Origin of the sequence: Marinoscillum luteum (assembly GCF_044005705.1) — a bacterium.
Lineage (GTDB): Bacteria > Bacteroidota > Bacteroidia > Cytophagales > Cyclobacteriaceae > Marinoscillum > Marinoscillum luteum.
The window spans coordinates 82,197-93,512 of record NZ_JBIPKE010000015.1 but is presented as its reverse complement, the minus strand read 5'-3'; the positions used below and the strand labels follow the sequence as shown (position 1 = coordinate 93,512).

Annotated in this window: 10 protein-coding genes; 9 read left to right on the top strand and 1 reads right to left on the bottom strand. The window is 45.4% G+C overall.

Annotated features, from left to right (window positions below; all coding sequences use genetic code 11):
• Positions 1-41: 41 nt before the first annotated feature.
• From ACHKAR_RS08160 to ACHKAR_RS08120, 9 genes are all read left to right on the top strand, one after another.
• A complete protein-coding gene (locus ACHKAR_RS08160; RefSeq protein WP_159579737.1) occupies positions 42-626 on the top strand; it encodes a penicillin-binding protein activator LpoB in 585 nt (194 codons plus the stop codon).
• A gap of 14 nt (positions 627-640) precedes the next feature.
• The gene (locus ACHKAR_RS08155) at positions 641-2,077 is read left to right on the top strand and encodes a COG3014 family protein (RefSeq protein ID WP_395416975.1); all 1,437 of its coding nucleotides are present in this window, start codon (positions 641-643) and stop codon (positions 2,075-2,077) included.
• Between the two features lie 76 nt (positions 2,078-2,153).
• The gene (locus ACHKAR_RS08150; RefSeq protein WP_395416974.1) at positions 2,154-2,648 is read left to right on the top strand and encodes a hypothetical protein; all 495 of its coding nucleotides are present in this window, start codon (positions 2,154-2,156) and stop codon (positions 2,646-2,648) included.
• Positions 2,649-2,895: 247 nt separating this feature from the next.
• A complete protein-coding gene (locus ACHKAR_RS08145) occupies positions 2,896-3,516 on the top strand; it encodes a hypothetical protein (protein WP_159579741.1) in 621 nt (206 codons plus the stop codon).
• A gap of 44 nt (positions 3,517-3,560) precedes the next feature.
• On the top strand, positions 3,561-4,517 hold the full coding sequence (locus tag ACHKAR_RS08140) for an FKBP-type peptidyl-prolyl cis-trans isomerase (protein WP_395416973.1): 957 nt from the start codon (positions 3,561-3,563) through the stop codon (positions 4,515-4,517).
• Positions 4,518-4,557: 40 nt separating this feature from the next.
• A complete protein-coding gene (locus ACHKAR_RS08135; protein ID WP_395416972.1) occupies positions 4,558-5,643 on the top strand; it encodes a hypothetical protein in 1,086 nt (361 codons plus the stop codon).
• A 69-nt stretch (positions 5,644-5,712) separates the two neighbouring features.
• Positions 5,713-8,265 carry a DNA gyrase subunit A gene (gene gyrA / locus ACHKAR_RS08130; protein WP_159579747.1) on the top strand — a complete coding sequence of 851 codons (2,553 nt, stop codon included), beginning with the start codon at positions 5,713-5,715 and terminating at the stop codon, positions 8,263-8,265.
• 31 nt (positions 8,266-8,296) lie between these two features.
• On the top strand, positions 8,297-9,466 hold the full coding sequence (locus tag ACHKAR_RS08125; protein ID WP_395416971.1) for a tetratricopeptide repeat protein: 1,170 nt from the start codon (positions 8,297-8,299) through the stop codon (positions 9,464-9,466).
• 226 nt (positions 9,467-9,692) lie between these two features.
• Positions 9,693-10,100, top strand: a complete 408-nt coding sequence (locus ACHKAR_RS08120; RefSeq protein ID WP_159579751.1) for a hypothetical protein — start codon at positions 9,693-9,695, stop codon at positions 10,098-10,100.
• A gap of 128 nt (positions 10,101-10,228) precedes the next feature.
• Here the strand turns inward: ACHKAR_RS08120 and ACHKAR_RS08115 are convergent, their stop codons facing one another.
• Positions 10,229-11,152: an AraC family transcriptional regulator gene (locus tag ACHKAR_RS08115; RefSeq protein WP_395416970.1), complete on the bottom strand. Its 924-nt coding sequence runs from the start codon at positions 11,150-11,152 to the stop codon at positions 10,229-10,231.
• Between the last annotated feature and the right edge of the window lie 164 nt (positions 11,153-11,316).

Sequence of the window (11,316 nt, the reverse complement as noted above, 5' to 3'; positions counted from 1 at the left end):
TAATACTGCGGTTTATTCAAATTCAAAAACTTAACAAAATCATGAAAATTCAACACACCTTTTTAATGTTGGTACTGGTAAGCATCGCCGTAGCATGTACCAATCGTACGGTCACGAGAGTGAGCCCAGATCAGCAAATAGACCTGAGTGGTCGATGGAACGATACCGATTCTAAGCTGGTGGCGGACGAAATGATCAATGACGTACTGAACAGACCCTGGAGAGAAGATTTCAGTCGTGCGAATGGACGTAAGCCTGTGGTGATCGTAGGCATGATCCAAAACAAAACGTCTGAATACATTGAGCCGGAAACTTTCATCAAGGACGTAGAGCGGGAGTTTATCAATTCAGGAATGGTGAGAATTGTCCAGAATGCGGTCTTCAGAGAAAAACTGCGTGAAGAACGTGCAGACCAGGGTGAATTTGCTTCACCGGAAACTCAATCGAAATGGGGCAGAGAACTCGGAGCTGACTTTATGATGTTTGGTGTAATCACCGCTGTGACTGACTCCTATAAGAATGAGAAGGTGGTCAATTACAAAGTAAACCTCGAATTGGCCAACCTCGAAACCAACGAAAAAGTCTGGATAGGAGACAAGGAGATCAAAAAATTCATCAAAAATTAAATCCACAACACCGCGTGAACGTCAAATGGATTAAGGCAGCCAGTATCATTTTTCTGGCCTGTTCTACCTTCTCATGTGCTACTTATTATCAGATCAATTCTGAGTTCAATCAGAGTTTTGAGCAGGGTAATCTGGAAGCGGCTGAGCGGGTGCTGAACAGCAACAAGCAGGCGGCTAAGAAAAAGGCCCAATTCCTCTACTTTGCCAATCAGGGTGTAGTGAATAGCATGCTTGGAAACCTGGAAGAAAGCAATGAATGGCTGGAGAAGGCTTACTTGTTTGGTGAGGATTATCAAAAAAACTACGCCAGCATTGCTGCCTCATTCCTGGTCAACCCCAATACCATCGTGTATCCGGGAGAAGATCATGAGCATTTGTTACTGCTGTACTACAAAGCGTTGAATTTTCTGAAAATGAAAGATTATGAGTCGGCACTCGTAGAGTGCCGACGCTTAGTCAACCGACAGAACGAGCTCAGCGACAAGTATAAATCGGATAATAAATACAAGGAGGATGCCTTTGTGCACAACCTTATGGGCATCATCTATGAGGCCAGTGGCGAGATCAACAATGCGTTCATTGCCTACCGAAATGCCTACAACATCTATGAAGGCGACTATAAGCGATTGTTTGGGTTGGATGCCCCAAACCAACTTAAGCAGGATTTGCTCCGCGCTGCTCATCTGAATGGTTTTTATACTGAGCTGGATTTTTACGAGCGTAAGTTCAATATGAAATATAGCCCGGCCGCATCTCAGGAATTGGTGTTTTTCTGGCACAATGGGCTAGGTCCTGTCAAATCAGAATGGTCTATCAATTTTACCGCTGTAGATGGGGGCGATGGTTTTGTCACCTTTGTGAATGATGAACACAATTTCAGTTTCCCTTATGCCATTAGCGGGCCGGATCAAAAGTCTCAACTGACTGATCTGCGATTGTTCAGAGTGGCTTTTCCAAAGTATGAGGAGCGTAAACCTTATTTTCAACGAGCAGTACTGGAAACGAATCAGACACGCTATCCACTGGAGCTGGCCGAGGATGTTAATGCCATTGCGTTCAAAACTCTGGAGGAGCGGATGATGCAGGAGCTGGCTAAGGGACTATTGAGAGCGGCCACTAAGAAGGCTGTGGAGATGGCCATCAGGGGCCCTCAGGGAGACAGTGGAGAGAAGAAGACCGAAGAGGAACGACGTGAAGAAGCTATCCGAGAGGGCTTGTCGCTGATGGTGGGCATCTTCAATGCCAGTACTGAAAAGGCTGACACCCGAAACTGGCAAACCATACCACACGACATTTACTATAGTCGCGTGCCGCTCAATACCGGTGAAAATACGGTGACACTCAAGACCATCAGTAGCTCCGGCGCCACGTCCACCCAGGATTTTTCCTTTACGGCAGCCAAGGGAGAAACCCTTTTTCATTCATTTCAATCCCTGGAATACAAACGTTAGTGCTTTTTTACTGTCATTTTTGGCCAGGCTTTCATAAACTTGCCAGCTGTTTGAATGTGAAAACTTAAAAAATGATATGATGAAGAAAGCAGTAACAATGATGTTGTTCCTATTGGTAGGTGTAGTTGGTTGGGCTCAGGAAGACACTTTTACAGATGAAGAACTAACGACTTATGCCTCTGTGATGGTATGGGCAGAAAACGAAAAGGCAGCGCTGAGCAGTGTGGTGAGTGATTCAGTAGCCATTTGGTTGGAGAACACAGACCTCACCAATGCCCAGTACAACGAGTTGAGCAAAGCTGACAAAAAGGGTGAATTGGAGAGTGTCGAAGCTACAGAGGCTCAGGTGGCAGTATATACCGCCATTAGAAACAGAATCGATGACAAAGCCGCGAAATTCAAAGAAAGATATGTGTCACGAATTAAAGATGACATTGGAGCAGGGCTTTACAACAAAGTGAAAACTGCCCTTAAGAAGGATGAAACAGTGAAGGCCAGGTATGATGAGATATATGCCCAACTGCAGACCGAATCTTCGGAGCAGGAAGAGAGCACCGGCGATACAGAATAGAGATGAGAAAAAGGACTGAGATTCAGTCCTTTTTTTATTTATATCAGATGATGTTGATGTTTTCCGGGTTTGGTAATAATGCACCCCTTATAGTCAAAAAGACCCCTGAACGGGCAGAAATCTAAATTATTAAGTTTAACCTTCATGGTGGTGAGATTGAAAGAAGGAGCCCTATTTACCCGAAGGTTTTAATTACGACAAGAATTTTGTTATTTTCAGGCAAACGAATCCAAACAGAGACCAGAATATGTTCACGGAATATGAAATAGAAACCATGGTTGAGCTTCCTGAGGTACTGGAAGCTACCCAGGCCTTAAAGAAAGATTTTTGCAAAAATGAAGCGCCTTATCTGGAGATCAGCGACCATGACTTCTTTTCCCTGATCATGATGGCTCCAACGGTGGGTATTGCGCTGGCGGATGGCACGGTGAGTCTATTCGAGGAGTTAGCGCTGAATAAGAAAGCCCGAAAACTTTCGAAAGGCGGGTATTTCATGAAAAAGGATCCTGTGGTATATGCCATGAAGTTCTTGTTGAAGAAATATGATATCTGGTCTGATAAGTTCTTCAATGTACTGAAGGTGGCCATGCACGTATCTTTCGATATGGAGCGGCTGGAAAAGAAAAAGTTTGATGAGGAAGCTGAGGTAACGTACCCTGAGTATAAAAAGGCTGTGCTTAATACCCCATACATTCTGATCCGGTTTATCGCCAGTTTCTTTTTGGAGAACGATGAAGAAATCATCAGTACCAATCGCCACATCGGGCGCAACGAATATTTGCAAATGCTCAAAATTGGTGAGCAGATGGGATTGAATAAGTTGCCAGTCTTCCAGATGTTTTGCAAAACCTTTGATCAAAAAGCGTAATTTCGAAGCATAATCTTTTGTGCATTCGTTCGTTTTGGCTTTTAATGAAGAATTTTCCACCCTTTATCATGGTTCTGCTCATCTTATCATTCATCTCCTGCAAGGAGGATGAGGTAGATACTGTAGCGGAGGAAGAAGCCCGGATTCAGGCGCATTTTGATTCACTGGACGTGGATGTGAGCATAAGTGAATCCGGCTTATATGCGTACCCTATCAGAGCAGGAGGGGTGCCATCAGCGGGTTTTGTGCTTTCTATTTCCTACAAGATATGGGTCCTGGGTGCGGATTCTGCTTCTACCAGCATTCGCAGTTTAGATACGGTGGTGGTGAAGAAGAATGCCAATGCTATTTACCCAATCGGGATCGATGAAGCCCTGAGTTATATGAAAGAAGGGGAGAAGTGGGGTTTTGTGCTGCCTTCTTATTTGGCTTATGGTGATCATGCCTTCCCCAATGTATTGATCCCAGCGGGAGCCACCATGGCGGTGGAGCTTGAACTGCTGGATGTCCGATCAGAAAATGACATACTGGATGCTGAGGTCTCAGCCATCGCGGATTATGTCACAGACAATAACCTGAGGGATACGGTGACTTATCCGCTCAATCAACCTGAGATGCTTGCCAACGGAATGGTCTACAAGCGGCTGAAGGCCGGTACCGGAGCGACTCCCCAGAGCGGGCAGTTTATTTCGGTCACTTATGAAGGGCGTTTTTTGGATGGAACTGTCTTCGACCGGGCGCCCAACGCCAGCGTATTTGAATTTTACTTAGGCGCTGGTTCGGTGATTCCAGGTTTTGAGACTGGCGTGCAGCGCATGCAGCTTCAGGAGCGAGCGCTGATTGTAATCCCTTCTTACCTTGCCTATCGAGAAAGTGCCGTGGTGATCCCGCACAACATCACTTCAGAGGTGGCTGATCTTGAAATAATACCATCCTATGCGTCAAAAGTACCGCCCTATACACCTTTGGTCTTCGAAATTGAGGTGATTGGTATCAATTGATTCATATTATCCCTAATTTTAGAATTCAAACAGGATCGTATTGCGTAGGCTCTTCATATTTGTATGCACATTTCTCATGGCTTATCAGTGGTCTGCTGCGCAGGCACAGGATATCTATCAGAAATATGATATCTACAGGTCTCCCTTTCGTGTACTGGCCAACAAAATAGGGTGGACGGTCTCCACAGGATACGCGGCCACCAATTACAAACATGATCTGGCCGGATTTTACTTTTATCAGGATGGTGAAAATCAGCTGATTCTCAGCAAACAGAATGAGTTGGGACCGGTATTTTCTGGTTATCAGCACTGGATGAGCAATCCCACAGCCGGAGAAGAAGTGAATCTGGATGATGTCTTTGATGTGCCATATGATTACCTGGAAAACCCGGTCAACAATCCAGACCTAAGGAACAGACAGTTCATCGGGGATGCCGATACCATGGGACTGAGCTTCTCATCTATTGCTTCTACGGTTCCCGTCATGGCCTCAGCACACTACGATTTTCAGAAATTTCGAATCGGGTTGGGCTTTCAGTATGAGAGACACTACATGACTCCCCTCAAACCATCCGTGTATCAGGAAGTGATTCGCCCGTACGAGCCAGATTTTAAACAAACCCATTACATCAAGTATTTTGGAATGATGGGCTATGAATTTTATGAGTTTTGGGATTACACCTTTGTGCTGGAGGTGCAACTGGGCCGGGCTAAACCGGGGAAAGAGATAAATACCAACGCCATTGGGATTGGTCAGAATTTTTATACCAACATAGGGGTAAACATTGAGCATAACCTTTCTGAGTATTTCAGGGTGGTGATACGCCCCAGCTATGACATCAAAAGCTATGTCATCAATCTGCCCGATGCATCCAGCATCCGCCATACCAATTCTGCCTTCATGGTCCAGGTGGGAATCAGCATTAATATCCCGGAAATACCAAGGTCTCCTATGGCCAGTGATCACGTACAATTGAAGCATGTAATCACTGATCCTGCCAGCGGAAGACTCATGGAAGTGAGGGGTCAACCCATGTGGAAAAAGCAGAATCCAAAAGTGGGCGAAAACCACCGCAGACTATGGCGTTACAAGTTGAAGAACAGGAGAAAAATAGACCCCTATTAAAGCAGTTCAGACCGAAAAAAATTGCTTAAATTGCGACTTGTTTTTAAGGTAAACTTTTAAAGCTTTTTCATGTCAGACGATAGTGAAAACCTACCTGAAGGAGAGTCAGGAACCTACCCGGGGCAGAACATTATCCCAATCAACATAGAAGATGAAATGAGAGGAGCCTACATTGATTATTCAATGTCGGTAATCATCTCACGTGCCTTGCCCGATGTAAGAGATGGTCTTAAGCCGGTTCACAGGCGTATTCTCTATGGAATGCTGGAATTGGGAGTGAACTATAACAAGCCCTATAAGAAATCAGCCAGGATCGTAGGAGAGGTACTGGGTAAGTACCACCCACACGGCGATACAGCAGTATATGATACCATGGTGCGTATGGCGCAACCCTGGTCACTCAGGTATCAGTTGGTCGATGGTCAGGGTAACTTTGGATCGGTAGACGGTGACTCACCGGCAGCGATGCGATATACTGAGGCCAGACTGAAGCGTATTGCAGAAGAAATGCTGGCGGATATCAATAAGAATACTGTTGATTTCTCACCCAACTTTGACGATAGTCTGAAGGAGCCCTCGGTACTTCCCGCCAAGCTGCCCAACCTGCTGCTCAATGGAGCCAGTGGAATCGCGGTGGGGATGGCCACCAACATGGCCCCTCATAACCTGTCAGAAGTGGTGGATGGCGCTGTTGCCTACATTGACAACAATGACATTACCATCGAAGAACTCACTCAGCATATCAAAGCACCGGATTTCCCGACAGGTGGTATCATCTACGGGTATCAGGGTGTGCGCACGGCCTTCGAAACTGGCCGCGGCAGAGTGGTCATGAGGGCCAAGGCGGAAGTAGAAACCATGAAGTCAGGGCGAGAGCAAATCGTAGTGACTGAGATCCCCTATATGGTCAACAAGGCATCGATGATCGAGAAGACTGCCATGCTGATCAATGAAAAGAAAATTGATGGCATCTCTGATATCCGAGACGAGTCGGACAGAGATGGTATGAGGATTGTTTATGAACTGAAAAAGGATACCATTCCGAACATCGTTCTCAACAACCTCTATAAACAAACACAGCTTCAGTCTTCCTTTAGTGTGAATAACGTAGCACTTGTAGGAGGTAGGCCTAAGACATTAAATGTCAAGGACTTATTGAAGTACTATGTGGAGCACCGACATGAGGTGGTCATCCGCAGAACCCAGTACGAGCTGGAGGAAGCAGAGAAGCGGGCACACATTCTGGAAGGTTATCTGATCGCTCTGGATAACCTGGATGAAGTCATCAAATTGATCAGAAGCTCACGTGATCCGGAGATTGCAAAACTGGGACTGATGGAGAACTTCAAACTCAGCGAGATTCAGGCACGCGCCATTCTCGACATGAGGTTGCAGCGACTGACCGGTCTTGAGCGTGAGAAGATCATCAAGGAATACGAAGAAGTGAAGGCTTTGATCGAAGAGTTGAAGGCTATTCTTGCCGATGAAGGTAAGCGAATGGAAATCATCAAGACAGAGCTGTTGGAAGTGAAAGACCGCTATGGTGATGAGCGCCGCACGTACATAGAGCATGCTGCGGATGAGTTTACCGCTGAGGATATGATTCCTGATGATGAGATGGTCTTGACCATTTCTCGTGAGGGCTACATCAAGCGTACTCCGCTGATCGAATACCGTACGCAAAACAGAGGTGGTGTAGGCTCAAAAGCGGCCACTTTCAAAAGTGACGACTTTACGGAGCACCTCTTTGTGGCGACTAACCACAACTACCTGCTCATCTTCACAGAATTTGGTAAAGTGTACTGGCACAAAGTGTGGGCCATTCCTGAAGGCAGCAAAACTGCTAAGGGACGGGCTATCCAGAACCTGATCAATATAGATCCCGCGGATAAAGTTCGTGCAGTGATCAATGTATTGAACCTGGATGATCCAGATTACATCAACAACAACTTCCTGATCATGTGTACCGAAAACGGTACCATCAAGAAGACCACCCTGGAAGCTTACAGTCGTCCGAGACAAAACGGAATCAATGCGATTACCATCAATGAAGGCGATAAATTGCTGAATGTGCGTCTGACCAACGGGGACAATCACATCGTGATTGCTTCGAACACTGGTCGTGCGATCAACTTCCACGAATCGGATGTAAGGCCAATGGGAAGAATGGCAGCCGGGGTGCGCGGTATCAAAATGAAAGAGGGTGAATTTGTGGTTGGCATGGTCTGTGTTGACCATAAGGAGCCGGCAGACCTCCTGGTAGTATCAGAAAACGGATATGGCAAGCGCTCCGATCTTTCTGACTACCGCATCACCAAACGAGGTGGTAAAGGTGTGAAAACCATGAATATCACTGAGAAAACAGGTGCTTTGGTCGCTATTAAAGATGTGGAAGAAACGGATCACTTGATGATTATCAACCGTTCGGGCATCGCTATACGTACCGAAGTATCCAGCCTCAGGGTGATGGGTCGAGCCACTCAGGGAGTGAGACTGATCAGGCTAAATGATGATGATTCCATCTCAGCGGTAGAAAAAATTTCCAATATTGAGGGAGATGATGAGCCGGAGGGAGGAGAAGAAGGAGCGACTCAGAGCCCTAATGAAGAGAATGTAGACTAAACTTTAATAGATAACCTTAATAAAATTGACAATGAAACGTACTTACATAATCATGATGGCATTGGTTGTAAGCCTTGCAGGTTATGCCCAAAAGAAGCCTAAGATCACCAAGGCCAATCAGGCCCGGGAAAATGGAGACCTGGCTGAGGCCAAAGCAATCATCGATGCTGCCATCGAATACGAAAAAGTAAAGGATGACGGGAAAACCTGGTATTACCGCGGACTCATTTACGCTACCATCGATACCACTTCCAATGAGCAATACGCGAGCCTTTCAGACAATGCGCTGGAGGAAGCTGTAGCAGCATTCAATAAAGCGGATGAAATAGACCCTGAAGGCAAGGGTTATTATGTGACTGGCATGATGGGTATTCCAGTTTTGAAAGAGCAGCAGATCAGCAACTACTACTCCTATTACTACAATAAGGCGGTAATGGCCTTTCAGGATAGCGAATATCAGACGGCTGTGGACGCTTTTGAGAAGTCGTACTACATTGTTCCGGATGATACCAATGCCTATATCAACGCGGCTTATGCAGCTCACAATGGCCAGCTGTACGATGCAGCTACCAAAAACTACCGCTTAGCGATCGATAATGGCGCGACCAGCAAGGATTTGTATTACAACTACGTGAGCATCCTTACCTCAGCTTTGGACGATAAGGAAGCAGCCTTGGCGGTGGTAGATGAAGCCCTTGGAAAATATCCTTCGGATGGCACTTTACAAAAGAACCGAATCAATCTACTCATCAACATGGGTAAAATAGATGAGGCCAGAAGTAACCTTGAGGAGGCCATTGAAAGTGAACCTGACAATGCCAATCTATACTTTACCCTGGCGGTGATTAATGATGAGTTGAAGGAACAAGAGCGTGCGATCAAAGCATACCTGAAAGCCATTGAGATCGATCCAAACCACTTTGAAGCTAACTTCAACTACGGGGTAATCCTGATTAACCAGGCGAACGAAACGATCAAAGAAAGCAATAGCCTGGGCATGTCCAAGGCAGATCAGAAAAAGGCGAGAGAGTTGGAGCCAGTCATCAATCAAAAATTGAAAGATGCTCTGCCACAATGGGAGAAAGTACATGAGATCAATTCTTCTGACCGAACAGCAATGGAAACCCTCGCTTACATCTACACGCAGCTGAAGATGAAAGAAAAGGCCAATGCGATGAATAAAAAACTTGATTCGATGTAAATTTCACAACGAAATCACGAAAAAGCCGTCAAAAAAATACTTTTGACGGCTTTTTTTTATACATTTAATCTCCACCGTTATTAAGGTTGTTAAGTCAGACCTTATTTTTTATAAACCACCGCCAATATTTTCTGTTCATCAGGGAATTATTCCTGTTGGCGTAAATCTGTTGTTTTACGAATGTATAGTTGTTGACCTTTATGAACCTACTGCAAAACCCCTAAAAATGAGCACCATCAAAATTTCAGCCCGCGGCATTGACGAGATCAATTCGGTTTATAAAAAAATCAAGAAAGAGTACAAGGCAGTGGATACCATCAGACTCAATCAGGATACAATGGATTATGAATTGATTCTGGCTAAAAACGAGCTGGATGGCTACCTCAAGTCCATTTGCGATAAGGTGATTGATAATGATGAACTACTGGAGGAAGAGAGCGTGTTCAAAGATTTTGGATGGAAAAAATTCAGTGCCGCCCTGGCCGTAGAGCGTGTGTCCATTCCGCTGAGGAGTTTGAAAACCATCTGGAATGACCTGAGTGATGAAAAGAAGCGTGCTTGCTTTGATTATCTCTGTGAAGAGAAAGAACTGACGCCAGTAGAGGGAGAAGGTGACGAAGTATTGGCCTCCTGAGATTCATTCCCAGCAAAATACGATCAAAAGCCCGAATGTTCGGGCTTTGTTTGTTTAAGGGCTATAAAAACATTTTTAACGAATCAATGTGGAGAATTAACTGACTAGTTGATCACAACTGCATGAAATCACTTGGTTTCGTGAAGCCTCCAGCTTCCGGGAGTCATACCTTCTTCCGACTTGAAGGTGGTAACAAAATGAGAGAGATTCTCAAACCCACAGGCAAAACAAACTTCAGTAATGGACATATCAGAAGTACTTAGATGGTGGCAGGCCAGCTTGATGCGCTCTTTTAATATGTACTGAGCGGGAGAGACCCCCATAGTCTCTTTGAACTTCTTGAAGAAACTTGCCCGGCTCATGCAAGCCTGGTTAGCAAGGCGGCTCAGATCTATTTTATTTCGCAGGTTAGATTTAATAAAGCGAATGGCCGCCGCCAGCGGGTGGCTGGCGGATAATACCGAATAAGAAGATTCAAAAATCACCCTGGCTTGTGTCTGCATGAGCCTGATGACCATTTCACGAAGTGTCAGCTCCACCATCATATCCTTGGCTTTTCCCTGCTCACTTTTAGTGATCCGAACGATGCGGTTGACAGTGTCTGCCAATTCCAGATTATTAGTCAGGTGAAAGATGGTAGGATCAATCTGCCAATCACCCCAGGATGAAGCTTTAGGGTGGTATTCATTCAACATATCGATGGTTTTTTTGATCACCTCATCGGAAATGGTCAGCGCGATGCATTGTGTGGGGTTGAGCTTCCGGGCTTCAGGAAAGTCTATATTCATCATTTCGCCCGGTGGGAGAATCACCGACTCCCCCGGTAAATACTCGAAAGAGGCACGTTGTGGCAGCTTCATCACTTTCTTGCCCGAGAGCATACTGGTCAACACAAAATGGTCGAAAGTCAGGTGCACATTCTCTGCCTGCTCATGGGTTTCGAAGAGGTTGAGCTCGCAGGTTTCATAAGAATAAGCTGTCCTGTTTTCCACCAGGGTAAATAACGACCTTTCGTCATGGGTCGGAAATCGTTCGATCAGGTACTTTCTCAAGGCTTTTCCGGTTTGTGAAGTTTCTAAATTTAAAACTATTTTATTGATAATATCACTCGGATGCGGAATAGATAAGCCTTCAAATTACAAGAATTACAAAGTAGAGACGCTGACCAAATGGATTTAGACGCTCACCAAAAAGGGATCAGTAAAATGGGAGCACT

Bases quoted from the DNA above. Each gene is read 5' to 3' on its own strand.
- ACHKAR_RS08120 (WP_159579751.1), top strand. From the start codon at position 9,693: ATGAGCACCATCAAAATTTCAGCCCGCGGCATTGACGAGATCAATTCG.
- ACHKAR_RS08160 (WP_159579737.1), top strand. From the start codon at position 42: ATGAAAATTCAACACACCTTTTTAATGTTGGTACTGGTAAGCATCGCC.
- ACHKAR_RS08140 (WP_395416973.1), top strand. From the start codon at position 3,561: ATGAAGAATTTTCCACCCTTTATCATGGTTCTGCTCATCTTATCATTC.
- ACHKAR_RS08125 (WP_395416971.1), top strand. From the start codon at position 8,297: ATGAAACGTACTTACATAATCATGATGGCATTGGTTGTAAGCCTTGCA.
- ACHKAR_RS08145 (WP_159579741.1), top strand. From the start codon at position 2,896: ATGTTCACGGAATATGAAATAGAAACCATGGTTGAGCTTCCTGAGGTA.
- ACHKAR_RS08150 (WP_395416974.1), top strand. From the start codon at position 2,154: ATGATGAAGAAAGCAGTAACAATGATGTTGTTCCTATTGGTAGGTGTA.
- gyrA (WP_159579747.1), top strand. From the start codon at position 5,713: ATGTCAGACGATAGTGAAAACCTACCTGAAGGAGAGTCAGGAACCTAC.